We start from the raw sequence: 25165 nt of genomic DNA, 5'->3' as shown, positions 1-25165 counted from the left end.
GCATGGGTAAAGCACTGGCGGTCAGAAGCCGAGCTTGCGCAGCTGCTTCGGGTCGCGCTGCCAGTCCTTGGCCACCTTGACGTGCAGGTCGAGGTAGACCGGCGTGCCGAGCAGCGCCTCGATGTGCTTGCGCGCGGTCGTCCCGACGTGCTTGAGCCGGGCTCCCTTCGCGCCGATCACGATGGCCTTCTGGCTCTGCCGCTCGATGTAGACGTTCGCGTGGATGTCCAGCAGCGGGCGGTCGGCCGGCCGGTCCTCGCGCGGGATCATCTCCTCGACCACCACGGCCAGCGAGTGCGGCAGCTCGTCGCGCACGCCCTCCAGGGCGGCCTCCCGGATCAGCTCGGCGACCATGATCTGCTCGGGCTCGTCGGTCAGGTCGCCGTCCGGGTAGAGCGGCTGGCCCTTGGGGAGCAGCTTGGTGAGCAGTTCGGCCACCAGGCCCACCTGCTTGTCGCCGACCGCCGAGACCGGGATGATCTCCGCCCACTCGATGCCGAGCTCGGCGCCGAGCTGGGAGATGGCGATCAGCTGCTCGGCCAGCCGCTTGGAGTCGACCAGGTCGGTCTTGGTGACGATGGCCACCTTGGGGGTCTTCTTGATCTCGGCCAGTTCCTTGGCGATGAACTTGTCGCCGGGGCCGAGCTTCTGGTCGGCGGGCAGGCAGAAGCCGATCACGTCCACCTCGGCCCAGGTGGAGCGGACCAGGTCGTTGAGCCGCTCGCCGAGCAGGGTGCGCGGTTTGTGCAGGCCGGGGGTGTCGACCAGGACGAGCTGCGCGTCCGGGCGGTGCACGATGCCGCGCACGGTGTGCCGGGTGGTCTGCGGGCGGTCGGAGGTGATCGCGACCTTCGTTCCCACCAGGGCGTTGGTCAGGGTCGACTTGCCCGCGTTGGGTCGGCCGACGAAGCACGCGAAGCCCGAACGGTAGGGGGCTGCCGGGGAGGAGGGGGTGTCGCTCATGGGGACCATTCTCCCTGATCGGCCGATCGCCCCCGGCCACCCCCGCCCGAGCGCCGCGTCGGACCCGGCAGCCGGGGCCCGCGGCGGCCGCAGGACGGGGTGGCCGCGGTCACTTGCGGCGCGACTGCAGCGCCCCGAGCAGGGTGAGGACCAGCAGCGCGATCGATCCGCCCAGCCAGTAGGGCGAGCCGGTCTCGTGCCAGCGCCCCATGCCCATCACCACGGCCAGCAGCGCCGCGAAGAATCCGAGTGCCCCGAGCATGACCCCACCCCCTCGGGCGAGATTATCTGCTTTTCCTACTTACGGGGCTCTGCTGGAGCTCTCGGGTGGCTCAGGCCTCGGCGCGGACCCGCAGGGTGCCGTCCGGCCCGGCGAGCAGCAGCGGCGTGCCCGCGCCACCGAGGTCGCCCACCACGGCCAGGTCGGCCGCCGCCGGGGCCGCCTCGGCCGTCACCACGGCCGCCGCCTCCAGCCCCTTGGCCCCGCTGGCCACCGCCATCGCCACGGCCGCCTGCACGGCGGTCAGCCGCAGCGACGCCAGCTCCACCGAGCCGGCCACGTAGGTGCGCCCGGTCTCGTCGCGCACCGCCGCGCCTTCGGCCACACCGTTGCGGGCCCGGGCGGAGCGGGCCAGCGTGATGATCTTCTGGTCTTCGGGATCAAGGTCAGTCATGCCGCCGAGCATAAGCGGCCGCCCGCGGGGCCCCACGCCTCACCCCGCGGGGCGCCACGCGGCCCGGCCCGGAGGGCCGGCCGGCCGGGGTCAGACAGGTTCGCCCTGCTCCTGCTGGACCTGCGGCTGCGGCCCGACCGGCGCGGCCACCACCGTGCCGATCCGGTTGCGCCGCCCGGCCGAGCTCTCCGCGGTCAGCCGGATCGCGGTGATCGCGGCCGGCCCCGAAGGACCGTCCGGCGGCAGCGGGATCTCGCAGGCCGAGCCCGGGATCGGCACCCGGCCCAGGTGCTTGGCGAGCAGGCCGCCCACCGTCTCGACGTCCTCGTCCTCCAGCTCGATGCCGAACAGCTCGCCGAGGTCCTCCACCAGCAGGCGGGCGGTGATCCGGTAGGAGCCGTCGCCGAGGTCCTGCACCGGGGCGGTCTCCCGGTCGTACTCGTCGGTGATCTCGCCGACGATCTCCTCCAGGATGTCCTCGATGGTGACCAGGCCGGCGGTGCCGCCGTACTCGTCGATCACGATCGCCACGTGCGAGCGCATCTGCTGCATCTCGCGCAGCAGGTCGTCCACCGGCTTGCTGTCCGGGATGAAGACGGCCGGGCGCATCACGGTGTCCACCTGGTCGGCCTCCGCCTCCGGGTTGACGTGGGTGCGCCGGACCAGGTCCTTGAGGTAGACGATGCCGACCACGTCGTCCTCGTTGTCGCCGACCACTGGGATCCGCGAGAAGCCGGAGCGCAGTGCCAGGGTGAGGGTCTGGCGGACCGTCTTGTGCCGCTCGATCATCACAAGGTCGGTGCGCGGCACCATCACCTCGCGCACGATGGTGTCGCCCAGCTCGAAGACGGAGTGCACCATCCGGCGCTCGTCGTCCTCGATCAGGTCGTCCTTCTCGGCCAGGTCGACCAGCGCGCGCAGCTCCGCCTCGGAGGCGAAGGGGCCCTCGCGGTAGCCCTTGCCGGGGGTGAGTGCGTTGCCCAGCAGGATCAGCAGCCGCGGGATCGGGCCGAGGACCGCGGCCAGCGGCAGCAGCACGAAGGAGGCCGCGGTCGCGGTGGTCAGCGGGTGCTGGCGGCCGATGGTGCGCGGCGAGACGCCGACCGCGACGAACGAGACCAGCACCATCACGCCGAACGCCAGCAGGATCGCCTGCCAGGCCTGGCTGAGGTTGCGCACGCAGACCACGGTGACCATGACCGCCGCCGCCATCTCGCTGGCCACCCGGATCAGGGTGGCCAGGTTGAGGTAGCGGATCGGGTCGGAGGCCAGGGTCAGCAGCCGGTCGGCGCCGCGCCGCCCGGCCCGCACGGCCTCCTCGGCCCGGAACCGGGAGACCCGGGAGATGCCGGCCTCCGCACAGGCGGCCAGCCAGCCCAGCATCACCAGCAGGAAGGACGCAACGAGAAAGCTCGTACTATCGCCACTCATACCGGATCAGTGCGTCGTCGGGGCCGGGGAGATCCCCGACAGCCCGCGACCGGCCCGCCAGTCGTCGAGGATCCGCTTCTGGAGGCCGAACATGGCCTGCTCCTCCTCCGGCTCCTCGTGGTCGTAGCCGAGCACGTGCAGCACCCCGTGGACGGTGAGCAGCTGCAGCTCCTCGTCCATCGAGTGCTTGGAGGGCGCGGCCAGGCCCTGCGCCTTGGCCACCTCGGGGCAGAGCACGATGTCGCCGAGCAGGCCCTGCGGCAGCTCCTCGCCCTCCTTGCCGGGGCGCAGTTCGTCCATCGGGAAGGACATCACATCGGTGGGACCGGGCAGGTCCATCCACTGGATGTGCAGCTGCTCCATCGCCTCGGCGTCCACGAGGATCACGGACAGTTCGGACAGCGGATGGATCCGCATCTTGTCGAGGGCGAAGCGGGCGACGTCGAGGATGGACTCCTCGTCGGCCTCCCAGCCGGACTCGTTGGCGATGTCGATGGACATGGAGCGGTGTCGACTCAGCTTTCGGTGCGATGGGGCTGTCGGGGGGTGCGGCTGCGGGGGCCGCGCGGGGCGCTCTTGCGCGAGGACTGGCCCTGGGCCTCGCGGCCCGGGTCCTCGCCGTTCTCGGCGTCCCAGCGCTCGTAGGCGTCCACGATCCGGCCGACCAGCTTGTGGCGGACCACGTCGGTGCTGGTCAGGATCGAGAAGTGGATGTCCGGGACGCCGGCCAGGATCTCCTGGACCACCTTGAGACCGCTGCGGGTACCGCCCGGCAGGTCGATCTGGCTGGTGTCACCGGTGACCACGACCCGGGAGTTGAAGCCAAGGCGGGTCAGGAACATCTTCATCTGCTCGGGCGAGGTGTTCTGCGCCTCGTCCAGGATGATGAAGGCGTCGTTCAGGGTCCGGCCGCGCATGTAGGCGAGCGGAGCGACCTCGATGGTGCCCGCCGCCATCAGCCGCGGGATCGAGTCGGGGTCCATCATGTCGTGCAGCGCGTCGTAGAGCGGACGCAGGTAGGGGTCGATCTTCTCGTAGAGGGTGCCGGGCAGGAACCCGAGCCGCTCGCCGGCCTCGACCGCCGGGCGGGTCAGGATGATCCGGTTGACCTCCTTGGCCTGCAGCGCCTGCACGGCCTTGGCCATCGCCAGATAGGTCTTGCCGGTACCGGCCGGCCCGATCCCGAAGGTGATCGTGTGCCGGTCGATGGCGTCGACGTAGTTCTTCTGGTTCACCGTCTTGGGGCGGATCGTGCGGCCCCGGTTGGAGAGGATGCTCGCGGTGAAGACCGCCGAGGGGCTCTCGGCCGCGCCGTCCGGGTCGGCGGCGGCGCTCTTCAGCATCGCGATGGACCGCTCCACGGAGTCCTCGGTCAGCGGCTGGCCGGTGCGCAGCACCAGCATCATCTCGCTGAACAGCTGCTTGACGAGGGCGATGTCGGCGCTGTCGCCGGTGGCGGTGACCTCGTTGCCCCGCACGTGGATGTCGGTCCGCGGGAACGAGCGCTCGATCACCCGCAGGAGGGAGTCGGTGGCACCGAGCAGGGTGACCATCGGGTGCTTCTCGGGGATCACGATCCGGGCGGTCGATCCGTCACCGTCGCGGGTGGCGGCCCTCGCGCCGTTCTGCGCGCCATGCTGTGCGGTGTCACTCATCGGTTCGCTCATGGGTCGGCGCTGAGGCCTGCCTCATCCCATCCGTCTCTCGGGGTGCCGCTCGGTCGGTTCCGGGGTCACCAGGGTACGCCGCGCAGGTGTTCGCTGTGACGCGGCCCGATCGATGGTGGGCCAGTTCCGCGAGGGACGCCAGCGCTTTTCGCCCCCCTGGGCGGCGCACCGCGGACGTCACCGTCGTGGCGGCACCGGCACCCGGGCGAGGTCCTCGGCGATCACCAGCTCGCCGTCGAAGTGCTCGCGGGCCTCAGCCAGGTGACCGGCCAGGTCCGGGTAGCGCTGCGAGAAGTGGGTCAGCACCAGGGTCCGCACACCCGCCGCGGCGGCCAGCCGCGCGGCCTGGGCGGCGGTCAGGTGGCCGTGCTCCTCGGCGAGCCGGGCGTCGGCGGTCAGGAAGGTCGCCTCGATCACCAGCAGGTCCGCGCCCTCGGCCAGCGCCTCGGCGCCCGGGCAGAGCCGGGTGTCCATCACGAAGGCGAAGCGCTGGCCGCGCCGCACCTCGCTGACCTCCGCCAGGGTGACCAGCCGCCCGTCCAGCTCGATCGCGCCCTCGCGCTGCAGCCGGCCCACCGCCGGACCGGCGATGCCGAGGGCGGCCAGCCGCACGGGCAGCAGGCGGCGCCCGTCGGGCTCGGTCAGGCGGTAGCCGAAGGCCTCCACCGGGTGCGAGAGCCGCACCGCCTCCAGCGCGAACGGCGCGCCCTCGGCGGGCAGCGCGCCCGCCTCTTCGACCGGGTGCGGGCGCAGCTCGGCCGTCTCGTGGAACGCCGTTGCCCGGCGCAGCCGGTCGAAGAAGACCTGCCCGCCGGCCGGGTAGTAGGCGTGCACCGGGTGCGGGACCCGGTCCAGGTTGATCCGCTGGACCACCCCGGCCAGACCCAGGCTGTGGTCACCGTGGAAGTGGGTGACGCAGATCCGGGTCAGGTCGGTGGCCGAGACCCCGGCGTACTGCATCTGGCGCTGCGTGCCCTCCCCCGGGTCGAAGAGCAGTCCCTCGCCGTCCCAGCGCAGCAGGTAGCCGTTGTGGTTGCGGTGCCTGGTCGGCACCTGGCTGGCCGTGCCGAGGACGACGAGTTCGCGCTGCGACACCGTCAGACCATGCCCTCGCGCAGCGGCTTGCCGCCGAGCACGTGGACGTGCACGTGGAAGACGGTCTGACCGGCGCCGGCCCCGACGTTGGAGATCAGCCGGTAGTCGGCGAGCCCCTCGTCGGCGGCGACCGCGGCGGCCTCGGTGAGCAGCTCGGCGGCGACCTCCGGCTCGGCGGCGGCGAGCTCGGGGGCGTTCGGGTAGTGCGCGTACGGCATCACCAGCACGTGGGTGGGTGCCTGCGGGTTGATGTCCCGGATGGCGATGGTGCGCTCGGTCTTGCGGACCACGGTGGCCGGGATCTCACCCGCCACGATCTTGCAGAACAGGCAGTCCGCCTGCGGCTCGCCGGACATCCGGGGCTCCTTCGCACTACATCGTCGGCATCTGACGGTCTGACGGAACCGCAGCCTAGCCGAGCCAGCCGGCGTCCGCGGGCCCGGCGGGGGTCTCCCGCCGGGCCCGCGGACGGGCCTGGAGCGCTCAGAGCTCCGGCAGCGGCGGCGGCGTCCTGGCAGGCGTGGTCGCCAGGCTCTCCAGCGCGATCCGCACCGCCTCGGCCAGCTGCGGATCCTGCCCGGCCGCCCAGTGGTGCGGGGCGATCGGGACCTCGACGTCCGGGGTGACCCCGCGGTTCTCCAGGCCCCAGCCGTAGCCCTCCACCCAGGTCGCGTACTTGGGCTGGGTGACCGAGGTGCCGTCCACCAGGCCGTAGCGGCTGTCGATGCCGATCACCCCGCCCCAGGTCCGGGTGCCGACCACCGGGCCGATGCCGAGCGCCTGGATCGCGGCGTTGACGATGTCGCCGTCCGAGCCGGCGTGCTCGTCGGCCAGCGCCACCACCGGTCCGCGCGGCGCCTCGCCCGGGTAGGGCTCGGCGGTCGCCAGGCCGCGACCGCGGCCCCAGCCGATGATCCGTCGGGAGAGCTTCTCCAGGATCAGCTGCGAGGTGTGGCCGCCGCGGTTCTCCCGCAGGTCGACCAGCAGGCCCTCCTTGGCCAGCTCCACCCGCAGGTCGCGGTGGAGCTGGGCCCAGCCGGCGCTCATCATGTCCGGGATGTGCAGGTAGCCGAGCCGCCCTCCGGAGAGCCGGCGCACCTCCGCCCGGCGCCCGGCCACCCAGTCGTGGTAGCGCAGCGCCTCGTCGTCGGCGAGCGGGACGGCCACCGGGTGGCGCACCGTGCCGTCGGCCCGCTGGACGGTCAGCTCGACCGGCTGCCCGGCGGTGCCGGCCAGCAGCGGGGCGGGCCCGGTCACCGGGTCGACCGGGCGGCCGTCCACAGCGAGCAGCGCGTCACCGGCCTTCACCGCGACGCCGGGGGCCATCAGCGGGGAGCGGGCCCTGGGGTCGGAGGACTCGCCGGGCAGCACCCGGGCGATCCGCCACACCTCGCCGTCGCGCACCAGGTCGGCGCCGAGCCGACCCTGCGGCCGTGCGCCGGGCGCGCCCCGCCCGGGCGGCGAGACGTAGGCGTGCGAGGTGCCGAGTTCGCCGACCACCTCCCAGAGCAGGTCGACCAGCTCGTCGTGCGAGCCCAACCGCTCGACCAGCGGGCGGTAGCGCGCCAGCACCCCGGCCCAGTCGACCCCGCCGAGGTCGGCACGCCAGAAGTTGTCGCGCATCAGGCGGCCGTTCTCGTCGAACATCTGGCGCCACTCGGCGGCCGGGTCCACGGTGACCCGCAGCCGCGCCAGGTCCACCCGGGTCTCGTCCTCCTCGGCGGCCTTGTGGTCGGCCGGCACGATCCGCAGCTCGCCGCCGTCGAGCACGGCCAGCCGGTTGCCGTCCGCGCTGACCGCGAAGGTGTCCAGGCTGTCCAGCAACTGCTCGACCCGCAGCTTGGCCAGGTCGTAGCGCTCCAGCACCGGACCGGGGCGCTCGTCCTCGGGCGTGGCGGCGTCGTCACCGAGCTCGCCGACCACCTGGTAGCGGGTCCACAGCACGCCGTCCTTGGCCGCCCGCAGCTCGCCGAACCGGCCGCCCTCGACCGGGAACGGCACGATCCGGTCGGCCAGCCCCGCCAGGTCCACCACGGTGGCGGGCGCCGACGGGCCCTCGGCCGCCTCCGCGGCCGGCTGCCCGCCCGCCTCGGGTTGCCCGGTGGACGGCTCGGAGGTCTCGGCGCTCTCCTCCGCGCCGTCCACCGGGCGGCCACCGCGCCGGGGCCCGAACGGCGAGGGGGTGTCCGCGGCCAGCGTCAGCAGGTAGGGCCGGGCGCCGGTGGGGAAGCCCAGGTCGAAGCTGTGCGCGTCGTAGACCGGGTCGAAGTTGCGCATCGACAGGAAGGCGAGGTGCTTGCCGTCGGCGGTGAAGGCGGGCGAGGTGTCGATGAACCGCTGCGGGGTGGCCTCGGCGACCTCGCCCGAGGCGAGGTTCACCAGCATGATCTGGCGCAGCAGCCACGGGCCCAGGGTCGGCTGCGACCAGGCCAGCCAGCCCGAGTCCGGGGCGAAGGCCAGCCCGCTGACCTCGCCGTCCACGCTGCGGGCCAGCTCGCGCACCGCTCCGTCGGCCAGCGCGACCAGCAGCAGCCGGCCGTCGTCCGCGGCGACGGCGGCGTGCCGGCCGTCCGGGGCGACCTGCAGGCCGAGCACCCGGCCCAGGCCGCCGGCCGCGTACCGGCGCCGCTCGGCCGCCAGCGCGTCCGGGGCGTACTCCAGCGCGTCGTCGCCCTCGGCATCGGTCACCCAGAGCGCGCCCTGCGGGCCGCCCGCCTCGGTGGGCGGGACCACCCGGGCCAGCCGGGCACGCGCCCCCGGGGTCTCGGCCAGCACCCGCGCCGGGCCCTCGCGGTGGGTCAGCCAGTGCACGGTGCCGCGCACCACCACGGCGGCGGCGCGCCCGGTGGCGTCCGGGGCGGCGGTCGACAGTTGCCCGGCCGCCGGCAGCGGGTAGGGGCGGCGGCCGGTGCGCGGGCCGGCCGGGTGCACCGCGAGGCGGCGCGGCCGGGCCACGCCGTCCAGCGCGTCCAGCAGCCACAGCTCACCGCCGCTGTGCCAGACGACCCGGGTGCCGTCGGTGGCGGCGTTGCGGGCGTAGAACGGGGCGCCGGGCGAGGGGTGGGTGTGGCGGCGCAGGTCCGAGCCGTCGGGGCGGCTGGAGTAGAGGTGGCCGCTGCCCTCGTGGTCGCTCAGGAAGGCGATCCGGTCGCCCACCCAGAGGGGGGACTCGATGTTGCCGTCCAGCTCGCTGTGCAGGCGGGTGAACTCCCCGCCCTCGGTGCCGATCCACAGCCGCCCGGCGGTGCCGCCGCGGTAGCGCTTCCAGCGGGCGGGCTCGGCGCTGTAGGCGGACAGCAGCAGGACCCGGTCGCCGGACGCCTCGTCGGGAGCGGCGTCCGGGGTCGCCTCGGGGGTCGGGGCGGCGGCCTCGAAGGCGAGGTGCCCGATCGGCCCGAAGGGCAGCCGGCGCGGCTGCCCGCCGTCCAGCGGGACGGCGAAGGCCCAGGCCTGACGGGTCGTCGCCTGGCCGGCGCTGGTGACCGCCACCGGCTCGCCCTGCGGGGTCCACCCCCGCAGCAGGGTCCGGGCGGTGTGGCCCCAGTGGGTCAGCCGCCGGGCCTCGCCGCCGTCGACGGGCGCGAGGTGGATCTCCGCCGCACCGTCGCGGGTGGAGGCCCAGGCGATCGAGCGGCCGTCCGGCGAGAAGCGCGGGTGGGAGACCGGGGAGCGGTCCGCGGTCAGCCGCCAGGCCCGGCCACCGTCCAGCGGGGCGAGCCAGATGTCGTCCTCGGCGACGAAGGTCACCAGGTCGCCGTGCAGGTGCGGGTGGCGCAGGTAGGCGCCGGCAGAGGTGCTCTCGGATTCCGTCACGGCGTCAGGTTATGCAGCTCCCGGCCGGTGCCACCAGCGATTCCCAGGAGGAACGGGATCAGGACCAGCGACCGGTGCGGCCCAGCAGCAGGGCGCCCGCCGCCACGCCCGCCGTGGAGGTGCGCAGCACCGAGGAACCCAGCCGGTAGGGGCGCGCGCCGCACTCCGCGAAGGCCGCCAGTTCCTCCGGGCTCACCCCGCCCTCCGGTCCGACGATCAGCACCAGGTCGCCCTCGGCGGGCAGCGCGGCGGTGGCCAGCGGCTCGGCCCCCTCCTCGTGCAGCACGGCCGCGAACGCGGCGCCGGCCAGCAGCGGGGCCAGCTGGCGGGTCGTCATCGACTCGCGCACCTCGGGAAAGCGCAGCCGGCGGGCCTGCTTGCCCGCTTCGCGCGCGGTGGAGCGCCACTTGGCCAGCGCCTTGGCGCCGCGCTCGCCCTTCCACTGGGTGATGCAGCGGGCGGCCGCCCACGGGATCACCACGTCGACGCCGACCTCGGTCATCGTCTCCACCGCCAGCTCGCCGCGGTCCCCCTTGGGCAGCGCCTGGACCACGGTGATCCGCGGCCGGGGCTCGGCCTCGGCGCGCACCTCGGTGAGCGTGACGTCGAGCGCGTCCTTGCCGTGCACGGCGGTCACCGTGCCGTGGCCGCCCAGGCCCAGACCGTCGGTCAGGGTGACCGCCTCGCCGGGCAGCAGGCGCTTGACGGCGGCCGCGTGCCGGCCCTCCGGTCCGTCCAGGCGGATGGAGTGCCCGGCCGCGGCGGTGGCCAGCTGGGCGGTCTCGACGACGAAGACGGGTGCGGTCATGGCGCGCTTTCCTCGGTACGGGTCGGGCCTCGAAACGGGTCGGGGTGGGCCTGGATGCTCCGGGCCCACCCCTGTGCCGATGAAACTGGTGGCCGCTCAGCGGCCGTTGAAGGCGTCCTTCAGCCGGGAGAAGAGCCCCTGCTGACCGGGCGAGAACAGGCCCGAGGGCCGCTCCTCGCCGCGCAGCACCGCGAGGCGGCGCAGCAGGTCCTCCTGCTCGGGGTCGAGCTTGGTCGGCGTCTGGACCTCGACATGCACTATCAGGTCGCCCCGGCCTCCCCCGCGCAGGTGGGTGACGCCCCGTCCGTGCAGCGGGATCGACTGGCCGGACTGGGTGCCGGGCCGGATGTCGACCTCCTCCGGACCGTCCAGGGTCTGCAGCGGCACCTGGGTGCCGAGGGATGCGGCCGTCATCGGGATGGTGACGGTGCAGTGCAGGTCGTCGCCGCGACGCTGGAAGGTCGGGTGGTTGATCTCGGCGATCTCCACGTAGAGGTCACCGGCCGGACCACCACCGGGGCCGACCTCGCCCTCGCCGGCCAGCTGGATCCGGGTGCCGTTGTCGACACCGGCGGGGATCTTGACCGTCAGCGTGCGCCGGGCCCGGACCCGGCCGTCGCCCGCGCACTCCGGGCACGGGGTCGGCACCACGGTGCCGAAGCCCTGGCACTGCGGGCACGGGCGCGAGGTCATGACCTGGCCCAGGAAGGAACGGGTGACCTGGGAGACCTCGCCCTTGCCGCGGCACATGTCGCAGGTCTGGGCCGAGGTCCCGGGGGCCGCGCCCTCGCCGCTGCAGGTGGTGCAGGTGACGGCGGTGTCGACCTGGAGTTCCTTGGTGGTGCCGAAGGCGGCCTCCTCCAGGGTGATCTCCAGGCGGATCATCGCGTCCTGGCCGCGCCGGGTGCGCGAGCGCGGGCCGCGCTGGCCCGAGGCCGCGCCGAAGAAGGCGTCCATGATGTCGGAGAAGCCGAAGCCCGCCGCACCGCCGCCGAAGCCGCCCCCGCCGCCGCCCGGCGAGAGCGGGTCCCCGCCCAGGTCGTAGACCTGCCGCTTCTGCGGGTCGGAGAGCACCTCGTAAGCGGCGTTGATCTCCTTGAACCGCTCCTGCGTCTTCGGGTCCGGGTTGACGTCCGGGTGCAGTTCACGGGCAAGGCGCCGGAACGCCTTCTTGATCTCGTCCTGCCCCGCGTCCCGTCGGACGCCGAGTACCGCGTAGTAGTCCGTGGCCACCAAATACTCCGCTTGTTCCGCCTCTAGAAAAGTGCTGCTGGTACTGCCGCTGCGCCACCCAATGTACGCAGGGACCGGTTAGGACTCTGCCAGGATCTGCCCCACATACCGGGCGACCGCCCGCACCGCCCCCATGGTGCCGGGGTAATCCATTCGGGTGGGCCCGATCACGCCGAGCTTGGCGACGCTCTCGTCACCCGAGCCGTAGCCGACCGAGACGACCGAGGTGGAGTTCAGGCCCTCGTACTCGTTCTCCCGGCCGATCCGCACGGTCATCCCGGCCTCGTTGGTCTCACCGAGCAGGCGCAGCAGGACCATGTGCTCCTCCAGCGCCTCCAGCACCGGCTGGATGGTGAGCGGGAAGTCATGGCCGAAGCGGGTCAGGTTGGCCGTGCCGGCCAGCATGATCCGCTCCTCGTTCTGCTCCACCAGGGACTCGAAGAGCGTGGAGAGCACGGTGGAGACGATCGGCCGATCGGCCGGCTCGAAGGCCGCGGGCAGGTCCTCCACCAGGGACGGGACGTCGGGGAAGCGCCGGCCGCCGGCCCGGGCGTTGAGCCGGGCGCGCAGGTCGGCCAGGGTGCTCTCGCGCACCGGGCCCGGGCAGTCGACCATCCGCTGCTCGACCCGGCCGGTGTTGGTGATCAGCACCAGCATCACCTTGGCGGGCGCCAGCGCGACCAGCTCGATGTGCCGGACCGTGGAGCGGGTCAGCGAGGGGTACTGGACCACCGCGACCTGCCGGGTCAGCTGGGCCAGCAGCCGCACGGTCCGGGCGACCACGTCGTCCAGGTCGACCGCACCGTCCAGGAAGTGCCGGATCGCGCGCCGCTCGGGGGCGCTCATCGGCTTGACCTCGGCCAGCCGGTCGACGAAGAGCCGGTAGCCCTTGTCGGTCGGGATCCGGCCGGCGCTGGTGTGCGGCTGCTGGATGTAGCCGTCCTCTTCGAGGGTGGCCATGTCGTTGCGCACGGTGGCCGGCGAGACGCCGAGGTTGTGCCGCTCGACCAGCGCCTTGGAACCCACCGGCTCCTCGGTGCCGACGTAGTCCTGCACGATGGCACGCAGCACGGAGAGCTTGCGCTCGTCGAGCTGGCGGACCTCCAGGCCGCCCGGCTCGCCGCCGGGGCGCGCGGCGGCGGCGCCGGAGGCGCGCCCCGCGGCACGCGGCGGCGCGGACTTGGCCGCTGCCCGAGGGCCGGCGGCGGTGCGCTGCACTCTCGTGGCCTCGGTGGCCGCCGGCTCGCGGCCGCTCGGACGCGGATCGGAATCGGGTTCGTCGAACATGGCACGCACCTCCCTCTTCGCGCGTTGTCCAGGTACCAGGTCCTGCCCTGACAAGTACTGCCCGGTGATCGGCTTGGCACTCTGCCCAGACGAGTGCCAAAACCGTACCTGCCAGTGTAAGGCCCGGGTCCGATCGCAGGAACGCCCTGGCCCGGGATGCCGCGCGGATCACTCCGCATGACGTCCCGGTCCGCCGGGCACGACACGCCTGGTGCGAACGTCTCCGGACAGGGTGGTGCCCGGCGCCGGACGAAGTGGCAGCATCGATAGCAACTGAGACCTGAGCACCGGCAAGGACCGCTCGGGCGATGGAAAACCCGGTGGATACATTGAAGGACCAAAGAGGAGCAGCCATGTCGGCGTCCGGCCCCCACACCCGCTTCGCTCCCGATCGTGGACTGACCGGGCGGATGGTCACCACGATGTTCCTGATCGGGCTGCTGTACGTCGGCTTCACGGGTGTGCTGATCGTCCTGCTGCGGGGCGCCTGGCCACTGATCGTCCTGCTCATGGGCGGTCTCTTCGTCGCGCAGTTCTGGTTCAGCGACAAGATCACCGAACGGGCGATGGGCGCCCACGCGGTCACCCCGGAGCAGTACCCGCAGCTGCACGGCACCATTGACCGGCTCTGCGCGCTGGCCGACATGCCCAAGCCGCGCGTCGCGGTGGCCGACAACGACATGCCCAACGCCTTCGCCACCGGGCGCAACCCGGAGAACGCCGTGGTCTGCGTCACCACCGGGCTGCTGCGCCGGCTGGAGCCGGAGGAGTTGGAGGGCGTGCTGGCGCACGAGCTCTCGCACGTGGCGCACCGGGACGTCGCGGTGATGACGGTGGCCGGCTTCCTCGGCGTGCTGGCCGGCGCGATCACCCGGATCGCGCTCTACAGCGGCATGATGAGCGGCGGCAACCGGAACAACAACAACAATGACAGCGCCGCGATCGCGATGATCCTCATCCCGCTGGTCAGCATGGTCGTCTACGCGATCAGCTTCCTGCTCACCCGGCTGCTCTCGCGCTACCGCGAGCTGGCCGCCGACCGGGCCGCCGCCCAGCTCACCGGCCGGCCCAGCGCGCTCGCCTCGGCGCTGACCAAGGTGACCGGGCAGATCGCCGCGATCCCGACCAAGGACCTGCGCCAGGCCCAGCCGTACAACGCGTTCTACTTCGCGCCCGCGCTGAGCGCCAAGGAGACCGCCTCGCAGCTGCTCTCCACCCACCCCAGCCTGGAGCAGCGCCTCGAGCAGCTGGGCAAGATCTCCGCCGAACTGGGACGCTGACCTCCGGTCACCCCGCCGCGCTCCCCGGCCCGCGCTGGGGAGCGCCCGCTTGGAAGGAACAACCCGTGGGATTCCTGGACTCGCTGCTCGGCCGGACCAAGCCCGTCAAGCCGGACCTCGACCAGCTCTTCGGTGTGCCCTCGGCCGCCCTGACCCTGGAGGCCGCCGCCGGCTTCACGCCCACGGGCCTCGGCTCGGTCTGCTTCGCCGCGGTCGAGGGCGGCGCGTTCGGCGAGGTGGAGCGCCAGGTGCGGGCCCTGCTGGACGCCGACACGCCGAACGGCGGCACCCCGGTCGAGGCCAGCCGCGACGAGTACGGCTACTCCTGGCTGCTGGCCCGGCACACCCCCGAGGAGCTGCCGGAGCTGGTCAACGACCTGCACGCGGTCAACAGCGAGCTGGAGGCCAACGGCTTCGGCCCGCAGCTGCTCTGCTCACTGGTCGGCTTCCGCAACGAGGCGGGGCAGTCGCTCGCGCTGGTCTACCTCTACAAGCGCGGCTCCTTCTACCCCTTCGCCCCGATGCCCGGCGGCGGCGAGCGGCGCAACAGCCCGCTGGAGCTCCAGGTGAAGGCGATGCTCGGCAACGACCTGCGCCTGGAGAACGACCTGAGCCGCTGGTTCCCGGTCTGGGGCGCGCCCGGCCTGTGAGGCTGACGGGCCGTCCGTCCCGGGGCCGCCCGAGGGCTTTCCTATAGTTCCTCCATGCGCAGCACTCAGTACGGTCCCGATCTCACCCCGCCCTGGAAGCGGCAGCAGCCCGCCCCCGAGGTGGCCGCCGAGCGGGAGCTGGTGGTCGAGGAGGTCGTCACCGGCTTCTGCGGCGCGGTGGTGCGCTGCGAGAAGACGGCCGAGGGCCCGACCGTGACCCTGGAGGACCGGTTCGGCAAGCACCGGGTCTTCCCGCTGGTGCCGCGCGGCTTCCTGCTGGACGGCCAGCTGGTCACCCTGGTCCGCCCGAGCGGGCCCGCGCCGGCCCGGGGGCCCGCTCGCACCGCCTCCGGCTCGGTCGCCGTCGCCGGGGTCCGGGCGCGGGTCGCCCGGGAGTCGCGGATCTACGTCGAGGGCCGGCACGACGCCGAACTGGTCGAGCGGGTCTGGGGCGACGACCTGCGGATCGAGGGCGTGGTGGTCGAGTACCTGGAGGGCATCGACGACCTGCCCGCCATCGTGGCCGAGTTCGGCCCGGGCCCGCAGCGGCGGCTCGGCGTGCTGGTGGACCACCTGCTGCCCGGGACCAAGGAGCACCGGATCGCCTCGGCGGTCACCTGCGAGGCCGTCCTGGTGGTGGGCCACCCGTTCATCGACGTCTGGCAGGCCGTGAAGCCGGCCAGCGTGGGGATCCCCGGCTGGCCGGACGTGCCCTACGGGGAGGTCTGGAAGGAGGGCATCTGCCGCCGCCTGGGCTGGCCGGTGGACTCCCCGGCCGCCTGGAAGCGGATCCTGGCCTCGGTGAACTCGTACAAGGACCTGGAGCCGGCCCTGCTCGGCCGGGTCGAGCAGCTGATCGATTTCGTCACGGAGCCCGGGACCTAGCTAGAGCCTGTCCGATGGATGTTGTCGGACAGGCCCGAGCCCCCGCAGGGCCTCAGTCCACCAGGTCGCGCACCACCGCGTCGGCCAGCAGTCGCCCGCGCAGGGTCAGCGCGGCCCGTCCGGCGGCGAACGGCTCGGCGGCCAGCAGGCCGTCCGCCAGTGCCTGCTCGGCCGCGCGCAGCCCGGTGGCGGTGAGCAGGTCGAGCGGGCAGCCGTCGACCAGGCGCAGCTCCAGCAGGATCCGCTCGACCCGCTGGTCCTCGGCCGGCAGCACCTCGCGCCCCTGGGCCGGCGTGCGGCCCTCGGCGAGCGCCTGGGCGTAGGCGGCCGGGTGCTTGGCGTTCCACCAGCGCACGCCGCCCACGTGGCTGTGCGCGCCGGGGCCGGCGCCCCACCAGTCGCCGCCGGTCCAGTAGAGCTCGTTGTGCCGGCAGCGGCCGGCCTCGGTGGTGGCCCAGTTGGAGACCTCGTACCAGGCGTAGCCCGCCTCGGCGAGCGCCTGCTCGGCGATCAGGTAGCGGTCGGCGTGCACGTCGTCGTCGACCATCGGCAGTTCGCCGCGCTTGATCCGGCCGGCCAGCCTGGTGCCTTCCTCGACGATCAGCGAGTAGGCGGAGACGTGATCGGGTCCGGCCCCGATCGCGGCGGCCAGCGAGGCCCGCCAGTCCTCGTCGGACTCCCCCGGCGTGCCGTAGATGAGGTCCAGGTTGACGTGCTCGAAGCCGGCCGCGCGGGCCTCGGCGACGCAGGCCTCCGGACGGCCGGGCGTGTGGTGGCGGTCCAGCACCTTGAGCACGTGCGGCCGGGCGCTCTGCATCCCGAAGGAGATGCGGTTGAAGCCGCCCTCGCGCAGCTCGGTCAGGTAGGCCGGGTCGACCGACTCGGGGTTGGCCTCGGTGGTCACCTCGGCGTCCGCGGCGAGCCCGAACTCCTCCCGGATCGCGCCCAGCATCGCCACCAGGTCACGGGCCGGCAGCAGGGTCGGCGTGCCGCCGCCGAGGAAGACGGTGCGCACCGGCAGGTCGACCGGGCCCAGCACCTTGCGGGCCAGCCGGATCTCGCCGATCAGGTTCTGCGCGTAGGTCTCCTGCGTGGCGACGGGGCCACGTCCGGCCTGCGCGTGCAGCTCGGTGGCGGTGTAGGTGTTGAAGTCGCAGTAGCCGCAGCGGGTGGCGCAGTACGGCACGTGCAGGTAGAAGCCGAAGGGCCGTTCGCCCAGCCCTGTCAGGGCGTGGGCGGGCAGCGAACCATCGGACGGCACGGGTTCGCCGTCGGGGAGTGCGGAGGGCATGCGTCCATTGTCCGGTACGGCGCGAGTGACCTGGCCGATCGGTCGCGCCGTACCGGTGTGATCATGCGACTCAGGCCTCGTTGGCGCCCGCGTACATCTGCGCGACGGCCTCGGCGTAGGTCCGCTCGACCACCGGGCGCTTGATCTTCAGGCTCGGGGTCAGCTCGCCGTGCTCGACGTCCAGGTCGCGCGGCAGGATGGTGAACTTCTTGACCGTCTGCCAGCGCTGCAGCTCACCGTTGAGCTTCTTCACGAAGCCCTCGATCAGCGTGTGCACCTCGGGCGAGCCGACCACCTCGGCGTAGCTGCGGCCCTTCTGGCCGTGCTCGGCGGCCCACTGCATGATCACCGGCTCGTCCAGCGCGATCAGCGCGGTGCAGAAGTTGCGGCCGTTGCCGATCACCAGGATGTTGCTGACGAAGGGGCAGAGCGCCTTGAACTTGCCCTCGACCTCGCTGGGCGCGACGTACTTGCCGCCGGAGGTCTTGAACATGTCCTTCTTGCGGTCGGTGATCCGCAGGTACCCGCCGGGGCCCAGCTCGCCGATGTCGCCGGTGTGGAACCAGCCGTCCGCCTCCAGCACCTCGGCGGTCCGCTCGGGGTCCTCGTGGTAGCCGCGCATCACGCCGGGGCCGCGCAGCAGGATCTCGCCGTCCTCGGCGATCCGGACCTCGGTGCCGGGCAGCGGCAGGCCCACGGTGCCGATCCGGACGTCCTCGGCGGGGTTGACCGCCGAGCCGGCGCTGGTCTCGCTGAGCCCGTAGCCCTCCAGGATCGGCACGCCGGCACCCATGAAGAAGTAGCCGATCTCGGGGGCCAGCGCGGCGCTGCCGGAGACCGAGCCGCGCAGCCGGCCGCCGAAGGCCGTGCGGATCTTGGCGTAGACCAGTTTGTCGGCGATCGCGTGCTGCACCGACAGCGCCAGCGGAGCGCTGTCGCGGCCGGTGGCGATCCGGTTGTCCTGGGTGGTGCGGGCGTACTCGCGGGCCACCTTGGCCGCCCAGAGGAAGATCTTGTACTTGGCCCCGCCCTCTGCTCTGGCCCGGCCCGCGATGCCGTTGTAGACCTTCTCGAAGATCCGCGGCGCGGAGGCCATCAGGGTCGGCTTGATGACCGGGAGGTTGTGGATGATCCGGTCGACCCGGCCGTCCACCGCCATCACGTGGCCGGTGGCGATCTGGCCCGAGATCAGGGTCTTGCCGAAGACGTGCGAGAGCGGCAGCCACATGAACTGCACGTCCTCGGCGCGCAGCAGGCCGCTCTCCTGCTGCGCGATGCCCTCGTAGGCCCAGCAGTCGTGCACCAGGCGCACGCCCTTGGGGCGCCCGGTGGTGCCGGAGGTGTAGATCAGGGTGGCGAGCTGCTCGGGGTCCAGCGCGTCGACCGCCTCGCGGACCGCCTGCGGGTGCTCCTTGAGGTGGGCCGCGCCGCGCTCCTCCAGCTCGGCCAGGGTGAGCACGGTCAGGCCCTCGGCCTCGGGCCGCTCGGCCGGGGCGTCGAAGAGGATCACCCAGGACAGCGCGGGCAGCTGCTCCCGCTGCTCGACCGCCTTGGCGAGCTGGGCGGCGTTCTCGGCGAAGAGCGCCCGGCTGCCGGAGTTGGCGAGGATGAAGCCGGTCTCGTCGGCGTTGGTGCTCGGGTAGACGGTGGTGGTGGCGGCGCCCGCGCACATGTTGCCGAGGTCGGCCAGGATCCACTCGACCCGGGTCGAGGCGGCGATCGCGACCCGGTCCTCGGACTCGATGCCCAGGGACATCAGGCCGGCCGCGATGTGCTGCACCCGCACGGCGGTCTGCGCCCAGCTGAGCGAGCGCCACTGCTCGGCGCCCGGTGCACCGTCGGCCGCGTGCTCGTCGACCGGAACGGGGAACCGGTATGCCTCGTCGTCCGGGGTGGCCTCTACCCTACTGAGAAAGAGATGCGCCACTGAGGCCGGGCGCCCGGCGATCTTGTCGGAGCCGATGACGGACTGCGCTGAACTCAACGAGACCTCCGGGGGACCAGGTGGCCGAGGGTGGATTCCGTACGGGGGCTGAGGGGTGGACCACCCGACGGGCTTGGTGACCGGCGAGTAATTAACTGGCGGGTAACAAGACTGGCGACAGCCTAGGCCCAACAGGGCACCCCTGTTAAGAGGGCACGAATGTCTGACACGTCCCAAAGGCACCGGTGCAGCAAACCGGTGGTGGGCACCGGCCCGTTCACCGATGGGGGACGAGCGCAGCGACCCCGGCCCGGCCCCGGCCGGATCGAGTGATAACGCCGCAACCCTGCGGTGGGAAGGCAGAAAATGAGGGTACGAATCCTCCCGTCGACAACGAGAGTGTCCGAGTGCTGATCAGACTCCTGAGGGCCCACCTGAGGCCCTACACCAAACCCATCCTGCTCCTGGTCCTGCTCCAGCTGGTATCGACCGTCGCCACCCTGTACCTGCCCACCCTGAACGCCGACATCATCGACAGCGGAGTGATCAAGGGCGACACCGGCTACATCATGCGGATCGGCGGGGTGATGCTCGCGATCACCCTGGTCCAGATGATCGCCTCGGTCGGTGCCATGTACTTCGGTGCCCGCACCGCCATGCAGATCGGCCGCGACATGCGGGCCTCGGTCTTCGACCAGGTGCAGAGCTTCTCGGCCCGCGAGGTCGGCCAGTTCGGCGCGCCCTCGCTGATCACCCGCACCACCAACGACGTCCAGCAGATCCAGATGCTGGTGCTGACCTCCTTCACGCTGCTGGTCGCCGCGCCGATCATGTGCGTGGGCGGCATCGTCATGGCGCTCAACCAGGACGTCCCGCTCTCCAGCCTGCTGATCGTCGTGGTCCCGCTGCTCGGCCTGGTGATCTATCTGATCGTGCGCAAGCTGCGCCCGGCCTTCCGCGGCATGCAGGTGCGCATCGACGCGGTCAACCGGATCCTGCGCGAGCAGATCACCGGTATCCGGGTGATCCGCGCCTTCGTCAAGGACACCCACGAGCAGCAGCGGTTCGGCGGCGCCAACGACGAGTTGACCGACTTCTCGCTGCGCACCGGCCGGCTGCTGGCCTTCATGTTCCCCTCCGTGATGCTGGTGGTGAACATCTCCAGCATCGCCGTGCTCTGGTTCGGCGCGCACCGGATCGAGAGCGGCGGCATGCAGATCGGGGCCCTGACCGCCTTCCTGTCCTACCTGATGCAGATCCTGATGAGCGTCATGATGGCCACCTTCATGTTCATGATGGTGCCGCGGGCCGAGGTCTGCGCCGAGCGCATCGTCGAGGTGCTCGACACCGATTCCAGCGTGGTGCCACCGACCGCACCGGTCACCGAGCTGCGTCAGCACGGCCACCTCGAACTGCGCGACGTCGACTTCCGCTTCCCGGGCGCCGAGGCCTCGGTGCTGCGCGGGATAGCGTTCACCGCCCGTCCCGGCGAGACCACCGCCGTGATCGGCAGCACCGGCAGCGGCAAGAGCACCCTGCTCAGCCTGATCCCCCGGCTGATCGACGCCACCGACGGACAGGTGCTGGTCAACGGCGTGGACGTGCGCGAGATCGCGCCGGCCACGATGGCCGAACTGGTCGGCCTGGTACCGCAGAAGCCCTACCTGTTCAGCGGCACGGTGGCCAGCAACCTGCGCTACGGCAAGCCCGACGCCAGCGACGAGGAGCTCTGGCACGCGCTGGAGACCGCCCAGGCCCGGGACTTCGTGGAGCGCCTGGAGGGCGGCCTCGACGCCCCGATCGCCCAGGGCGGCAGCAACGTCTCCGGCGGCCAGCGCCAGCGCCTGGCGATCGCCCGGGCCCTGGTCCGCAAGCCCCAGATCTACCTGTTCGACGACTCCTTCTCGGCGCTCGACTACAGCACCGACGCCAGGCTGCGCGCGGCACTGGCCCAGGAGACCGCCGACGCGACGGTGGTGATCGTCGCCCAGCGGGTGAGCACCATCCGCGACGCCGACCGGATCGTCGTCCTGGACGAGGGCGCGGTCGTCGGCACCGGGACGCACCACGAGCTGATGGCCGACAACCCGACATACCGGGAGATCGTGCTCTCCCAGCTCACCGAGCAGGAGGCGGCGTGACCACCGTGCAGAAGCCCGGCGGCACCGCCGAGCCGGGCAACGGGACGTCCTCGGCCTCCACGGAGGCGGCGGCCCGCCGGGGACCGGCCGGTCCGGGCCGCATGATGGCCGGTGGCGGCACCGAGAAGTCGATGAACTTCAAGGCCTCCAGCCGCCGGATGCTCGGCCTGCTCGCTCCGGAGCGGGCCTCGCTGATCGGCCTGCTGGTGCTCGGCACCCTCAGCGTGGGTTGCGCGGTGACCGGGCCCAAGGTGCTCGGCCACGCCACCGACCTGATCGTGGCCGGCGTGATGGGGCACACCTTCCGCTCGCCCCAGATGCTGCAGGCGGCCATCCAGCACGGCGGCAAGCAGGCCGACCTGCTGCGCTCGCTGCACTTCACGCCCGGCCAGGGCATCGACTTCGACGCCATCGGCACCGTGCTGCTCTGGGTGCTGCTGATCTACGTGTTCTCCTCGGTCTTCGGTGTGCTGCAGGGCCGGCTGGTGGCGCGCGCGATCAACCGCTCGGTCAACCGGCTGCGCGGCGACGTGGACGCCAAGCTCAGCCGGCTGCCGCTGAGCTACTTCGACAAGCAGCCGCGCGGCGAGGTGCTCAGCCGGGTCACCAACGACATCGACAACGTCGGCCAGTCGATGCAGCAGACCATGAGCCAGGTGATCAACTCCGTGCTCACCATCGTCGGCGTGCTGGCGATGATGTTCTGGATCTCCTGGCTGCTGGCCCTCATCGCGCTGATCTCGGTGCCGCTGTCGGTCCTGGTGGCCGCCCGGGTCGGCAAGAAGGCCCAGCCGCAGTTCGTCGCCCAGTGGAAGACCACCGGCAAGCTGAACGCGCACATCGAGGAGATGTACACCGGCCACGCGCTGGTGAAGGTCTTCGGCCGGCAGCACGAGGCCGCCGAGACCTTCCGGCAGGAGAACGAGGAGCTCTTCGCCTCCAGCTTCAGGGCGCAGTTCATCTCCGGCATCATCCAGCCCGCGATGATGTTCATCGGCAACATCAACTACGTGCTGGTGGCCGTGGTCGGCGGTCTGCGGGTGGCCAGCGGTGCGCTGACCATCGGTGACGTGCAGGCGTTCATCCAGTACTCGCGCCAGTTCAGCCAGCCGCTGGCCCAGGTGGCCAGCATGGCCAACCTGGTGCAGTCCGGCGTCGCCTCGGCCGAGCGGGTCTTCGAACTGCTCGACGCCGAGGAGCAGTCCGACGAGCCGCAGCAGCCGGAGCGGCCCGCCGAACTGCGCGGGCTGGTCGCCTTCGAGGACGTGGCCTTCCGCTACACCGCCGAGAAGCCGCTGATCGAGGACCTCTCGCTGAAGGTGGAGCCCGGCCAGACGGTGGCCATCGTCGGTCCCACCGGGGCCGGCAAGACCACCCTGGTCAACCTGCTGATGCGGTTCTACGAGGTCAGCGGCGGACGGATCACGCTGGACGGCGTCGACATCGCGGCGATGTCGCGCGAGGAACTGCGTTCCGGGATCGGCATGGTGCTCCAGGACACCTGGCTGTTCGGCGGCTCGATCGCCGACAACATCGCCTACGGGTCCACCGACGCCACCCGCGAGCAGGTGATCGAGGCCGCGAAGGCGGCCCACGTCGACCGCTTCGTGCGCACCCTGCCCGAGGGGTACGAGACGGTCATCGACGACGAGGGCACCAACGTCAGCGCCGGCGAGAAGCAGCTCATCACGATTGCCCGGGCCTTCCTCGCCCAGCCCAGCATCCTGGTCCTGGACGAGGCCACCAGCTCGGTCGACACCCGTACCGAGGTGCTGATCCAGCGGGCCATGGCCCGGCTGCGCAGCGGGCGCACCAGCTTCGTCATCGCGCACCGGCTGTCCACCATCCGCGACGCGGACGTGATCCTGGTGATGGAGAACGGCGCGATCGTGGAGCAGGGCACCCACGACGAGCTGATCGCCGCCGAGGGGGCCTACGCCCGCCTCTACCAGGCGCAGTTCGCCCAGGCCGTCGCCGAGATGGACTGACGGACGGGCCGACCCAGGAGCACTGACCCGGCACACCGAAGGGGCCGCCGTCCGAGCGATCGGACGGCGGCCCCTTCGGCATCGGCGCCTCGGGCGGACCCGGCTACTTCTTGGCGTCCTTGGGGGCGTCGGCATCGGTGGACAGCGCGGCGATGAAGGCCTCCTGCGGGACCTCCACCCGGCCGACCATCTTCATCCGCTTCTTGCCCTCCTTCTGCTTCTCCAGCAGCTTCCGCTTACGGGAGATGTCACCGCCGTAGCACTTGGCGAGGACGTCCTTGCGGATCGCGCGGACCGTCTCACGGGCGATCACCCGGGAGCCGATCGCGGCCTGGATCGGCACCTCGAACTGCTGGCGCGGGATGAGCTTCTGCAGCTTGCCGGCCATCATGACGCCGTAGTTGTAGGCCTTGTCCTTGTGCACGATGGCGGAGAAGGCATCCACCGCGTCGCCGTGCAGCAGGATGTCGACCTTGACCAGGCTGGCGCTCTGCTCGCCGACGGGCTCGTAGTCGAACGAACCGTAGCCGCGGGTCTTGGACTTCAGCTGGTCGAAGAAGTCGAAGACGATCTCGGCCAGCGGCAGCGTGTAGCGCAGCTCGACCCGGTCCTCGGAGAGGTAGTCCATGCCCTGCAGGTTGCCGCGGCGGGCCTGGCAGAGCTCCATGATCGCGCCGACGAACTCGTTCGGGGCCAGGATGGTGCCGCGCACCACCGGCTCGTAGACCTCGGCGATCTTGCCGGTGGGGAACTCGCTCGGGTTGGTGACGGTGTGCTCGGTGCCGTCCTCCATCACCACCCGGTAGATCACGTTGGGGGCCGTGGAGATCAGGTCCAGGTTGAACTCGCGCTCCAGGCGCTCCCGGATGATCTCCAGGTGGAGCAGGCCGAGGAAGCCGCAACGGTAGCCGAAGCCGAGCGCGACCGAGGTCTCCGGCTCGTAGACCAGCGCGGCGTCGTTGAGCCGCAGCTTGTCCAGTGCATCGCGCAGCAGCGGGTAGTCGGAGCCGTCCAGCGGGTAGAGGCCGGAGAAGACCATCGGGCGCGGGTCCTTGTAGCCGCCCAGCGGCTCGGTCGCCCCCTTGTGCATCGAGGTGATCGTGTCACCGACCTTGGACTGCCGCACGTCCTTCACGCCGGTGATGATGTAGCCCACCTCGCCGACGCCCAGGCCGTTGGCGACCTTGGGCTCGGGCGAGATGACGCCGATCTCCAGCAGCTCGTGGGTGGCTCCGGTGGACATCATCGCGATCCGCTCGCGCTTGGTCAGCTCACCGTCGACCACACGGACGTAGGTGACCACGCCGCGGTAGGAGTCGTAGACCGAGTCGAAGATCATCGCGCGGGCCGGGGCGTCCTTGACGCCGACCGGGGCGGGAATCTTCGCGACCACGTGGTCGAGCAGGTCCTCGACGCCCAGGCCGGTCTTGGCGCTGACCTTGAGCACGTCCTCCGGGTCGCAGCCGATGATGTGCGCGAGTTCGGCCGCGTACTTCTCCGGCTGGGCGGCTGGCAGGTCGATCTTGTTGAGGACCGGGATGATCGTGAGGTCGTTCTCCAGGGCCAGGTAGAGGTTGGCCAGGGTCTGCGCCTCGATGCCCTGGGCCGCGTCCACCACCAGGATGGTGCCCTCGCACGCCGCCAGCGAACGGGACACCTCGTAGGTGAAGTCCACGTGGCCGGGGGTGTCGATCATGTTGAGGATGTGGGTCTTGCCCTCGTCGGCACCACTGCGCGGGGCCCAGGGGAGGCGGACCGCCTGCGACTTGATGGTGATGCCGCGCTCGCGCTCGATGTCCATCCGGTCGAGGTACTGGGCACGCATCTGACGCGGGTCGACCACGCCGGTGATCTGCAGCATCCGGTCGGCGAGCGTCGACTTGCCGTGGTCGATGTGGGCGATGATGCAGAAGTTGCGGATCAGCGCCGGGTCGGTACGGCTGGGCTCTGGCACGTTCGTAGGGGTCGCGGGCACCTTGGTCCGATTCTCCGTTGGTCCGGTGGGCCGGACGCTGTCGTCCGATCCAGGAGCCCT

20 protein-coding genes are annotated in these 25165 nt (G+C 71.9%); 5 read left to right on the top strand and 15 right to left on the bottom strand.

The window, feature by feature from the left end:
- Nucleotides 1-21: 21 nt before the first annotated feature.
- From era to hrcA, 12 genes are all read right to left on the bottom strand, one after another.
- Nucleotides 22-972 carry a GTPase Era gene (era, locus tag OG294_RS28000; protein WP_327069309.1) on the bottom strand — a complete coding sequence of 317 codons (951 nt, stop codon included), beginning with the start codon at nt 970-972 and terminating at the stop codon, nt 22-24.
- Between the two features lie 100 nt (nt 973-1072).
- Complete coding sequence (locus OG294_RS27995) at nt 1073-1225, bottom strand: hypothetical protein (protein ID WP_327069308.1); 153 nt, start codon at nt 1223-1225, stop codon at nt 1073-1075.
- 70 nt (nt 1226-1295) lie between these two features.
- Nucleotides 1296-1649, bottom strand: a complete 354-nt coding sequence (locus OG294_RS27990; protein ID WP_327069307.1) for a cytidine deaminase — start codon at nt 1647-1649, stop codon at nt 1296-1298.
- A 78-nt stretch (nt 1650-1727) separates the two neighbouring features.
- Nucleotides 1728-3068 carry a hemolysin family protein gene (locus OG294_RS27985; RefSeq protein ID WP_327069306.1) on the bottom strand — a complete coding sequence of 447 codons (1341 nt, stop codon included), beginning with the start codon at nt 3066-3068 and terminating at the stop codon, nt 1728-1730.
- A 6-nt stretch (nt 3069-3074) separates the two neighbouring features.
- Entirely contained in the window at nt 3075-3569 is a 495-nt protein-coding gene (ybeY, locus tag OG294_RS27980) for an rRNA maturation RNase YbeY (RefSeq protein ID WP_327069305.1), read from the bottom strand.
- 14 nt (nt 3570-3583) lie between these two features.
- A complete protein-coding gene (locus tag OG294_RS27975; RefSeq protein WP_327071696.1) occupies nt 3584-4621 on the bottom strand; it encodes a PhoH family protein in 1038 nt (345 codons plus the stop codon).
- A gap of 291 nt (nt 4622-4912) precedes the next feature.
- Nucleotides 4913-5830 (bottom strand): ribonuclease Z, encoded by a 918-nt coding sequence (locus OG294_RS27970; RefSeq protein WP_327069304.1) that lies wholly within the window; start codon nt 5828-5830, stop codon nt 4913-4915.
- A 2-nt stretch (nt 5831-5832) separates the two neighbouring features.
- Entirely contained in the window at nt 5833-6186 is a 354-nt protein-coding gene (locus OG294_RS27965; RefSeq protein ID WP_327069303.1) for an HIT domain-containing protein, read from the bottom strand.
- 127 nt (nt 6187-6313) lie between these two features.
- On the bottom strand, nt 6314-9643 hold the full coding sequence (locus OG294_RS27960) for a S41 family peptidase (protein ID WP_327069302.1): 3330 nt from the start codon (nt 9641-9643) through the stop codon (nt 6314-6316).
- 58 nt (nt 9644-9701) lie between these two features.
- The gene (locus OG294_RS27955; protein ID WP_327069301.1) at nt 9702-10451 is read right to left on the bottom strand and encodes a 16S rRNA (uracil(1498)-N(3))-methyltransferase; all 750 of its coding nucleotides are present in this window, start codon (nt 10449-10451) and stop codon (nt 9702-9704) included.
- Between the two features lie 96 nt (nt 10452-10547).
- On the bottom strand, nt 10548-11684 hold the full coding sequence (gene dnaJ / locus OG294_RS27950; protein WP_327069300.1) for a molecular chaperone DnaJ: 1137 nt from the start codon (nt 11682-11684) through the stop codon (nt 10548-10550).
- Nucleotides 11685-11762: 78 nt separating this feature from the next.
- Nucleotides 11763-12971 carry a heat-inducible transcriptional repressor HrcA gene (hrcA, locus tag OG294_RS27945; RefSeq protein WP_327069299.1) on the bottom strand — a complete coding sequence of 403 codons (1209 nt, stop codon included), beginning with the start codon at nt 12969-12971 and terminating at the stop codon, nt 11763-11765.
- Between the two features lie 353 nt (nt 12972-13324).
- Here hrcA and htpX point away from each other — a divergent pair, with 353 nt between their 5' ends.
- From htpX to OG294_RS27930, 3 genes are all read left to right on the top strand, one after another.
- Nucleotides 13325-14251, top strand: a complete 927-nt coding sequence (gene htpX, locus OG294_RS27940) for a zinc metalloprotease HtpX (protein ID WP_327069298.1) — start codon at nt 13325-13327, stop codon at nt 14249-14251.
- Between the two features lie 65 nt (nt 14252-14316).
- A complete protein-coding gene (gene pspAB / locus OG294_RS27935; protein ID WP_327069297.1) occupies nt 14317-14901 on the top strand; it encodes a PspA-associated protein PspAB in 585 nt (194 codons plus the stop codon).
- A gap of 54 nt (nt 14902-14955) precedes the next feature.
- On the top strand, nt 14956-15786 hold the full coding sequence (locus OG294_RS27930; protein WP_327069296.1) for a DUF3097 domain-containing protein: 831 nt from the start codon (nt 14956-14958) through the stop codon (nt 15784-15786).
- Between the two features lie 52 nt (nt 15787-15838).
- Here the strand turns inward: OG294_RS27930 and hemW are convergent, their stop codons facing one another.
- Together hemW and OG294_RS27920 are read right to left on the bottom strand one after the other, a co-directional pair.
- Nucleotides 15839-17077, bottom strand: a complete 1239-nt coding sequence (gene hemW / locus OG294_RS27925) for a radical SAM family heme chaperone HemW (protein WP_327069295.1) — start codon at nt 17075-17077, stop codon at nt 15839-15841.
- A 70-nt stretch (nt 17078-17147) separates the two neighbouring features.
- Nucleotides 17148-19061 carry an AMP-dependent synthetase/ligase gene (locus tag OG294_RS27920; RefSeq protein ID WP_327069294.1) on the bottom strand — a complete coding sequence of 638 codons (1914 nt, stop codon included), beginning with the start codon at nt 19059-19061 and terminating at the stop codon, nt 17148-17150.
- A 347-nt stretch (nt 19062-19408) separates the two neighbouring features.
- On the opposite strand from OG294_RS27920, the gene OG294_RS27915 reads away from it, so the two are divergent.
- The gene (locus tag OG294_RS27915) at nt 19409-21142 is read left to right on the top strand and encodes an ABC transporter ATP-binding protein (protein ID WP_327069293.1); all 1734 of its coding nucleotides are present in this window, start codon (nt 19409-19411) and stop codon (nt 21140-21142) included.
- Nucleotides 21139-23130, top strand: coding sequence for an ABC transporter ATP-binding protein (locus OG294_RS27910; RefSeq protein ID WP_442789230.1), 1992 nt, complete (start codon nt 21139-21141; stop codon nt 23128-23130). Before OG294_RS27915 ends, OG294_RS27910 begins: the two co-directional genes overlap by 4 nt.
- Nucleotides 23131-23233: 103 nt before the next feature.
- Here the strand turns inward: OG294_RS27910 and lepA are convergent, their stop codons facing one another.
- A complete protein-coding gene (gene lepA / locus OG294_RS27905) occupies nt 23234-25105 on the bottom strand; it encodes a translation elongation factor 4 (RefSeq protein WP_327069292.1) in 1872 nt (623 codons plus the stop codon).
- Between the last annotated feature and the right edge of the window lie 60 nt (nt 25106-25165).

The sequence above is a fragment of the Kitasatospora sp. NBC_01302 genome (assembly GCF_035976515.1).
Taxonomy (GTDB): Bacteria; Actinomycetota; Actinomycetes; order Streptomycetales; family Streptomycetaceae; genus Kitasatospora.
Note: the sequence above shows the minus strand (reverse complement) of the source record. Positions and strands in the feature narration are given on the sequence as shown.

Excerpts from the sequence above, each read along its gene's own strand:
- era (WP_327069309.1), bottom strand. The coding sequence starts at position 972 with ATGGTCCCCATGAGCGACACCCCCTCCTCCCCGGCAGCCCCCTACCGT.
- OG294_RS27995 (WP_327069308.1), bottom strand. The coding sequence starts at position 1,225 with ATGCTCGGGGCACTCGGATTCTTCGCGGCGCTGCTGGCCGTGGTGATG.
- OG294_RS27990 (WP_327069307.1), bottom strand. The coding sequence starts at position 1,649 with ATGCTCGGCGGCATGACTGACCTTGATCCCGAAGACCAGAAGATCATC.
- OG294_RS27985 (WP_327069306.1), bottom strand. The coding sequence starts at position 3,068 with ATGAGTGGCGATAGTACGAGCTTTCTCGTTGCGTCCTTCCTGCTGGTG.
- ybeY (WP_327069305.1), bottom strand. The coding sequence starts at position 3,569 with ATGTCCATCGACATCGCCAACGAGTCCGGCTGGGAGGCCGACGAGGAG.
- OG294_RS27975 (WP_327071696.1), bottom strand. The coding sequence starts at position 4,621 with ATGGTCACCCTGCTCGGTGCCACCGACTCCCTCCTGCGGGTGATCGAG.
- OG294_RS27965 (WP_327069303.1), bottom strand. The coding sequence starts at position 6,186 with ATGTCCGGCGAGCCGCAGGCGGACTGCCTGTTCTGCAAGATCGTGGCG.
- OG294_RS27955 (WP_327069301.1), bottom strand. The coding sequence starts at position 10,451 with ATGACCGCACCCGTCTTCGTCGTCGAGACCGCCCAGCTGGCCACCGCC.
- hrcA (WP_327069299.1), bottom strand. The coding sequence starts at position 12,971 with ATGTTCGACGAACCCGATTCCGATCCGCGTCCGAGCGGCCGCGAGCCG.
- htpX (WP_327069298.1), top strand. The coding sequence starts at position 13,325 with ATGTCGGCGTCCGGCCCCCACACCCGCTTCGCTCCCGATCGTGGACTG.
- OG294_RS27930 (WP_327069296.1), top strand. The coding sequence starts at position 14,956 with ATGCGCAGCACTCAGTACGGTCCCGATCTCACCCCGCCCTGGAAGCGG.
- hemW (WP_327069295.1), bottom strand. The coding sequence starts at position 17,077 with ATGCCCTCCGCACTCCCCGACGGCGAACCCGTGCCGTCCGATGGTTCG.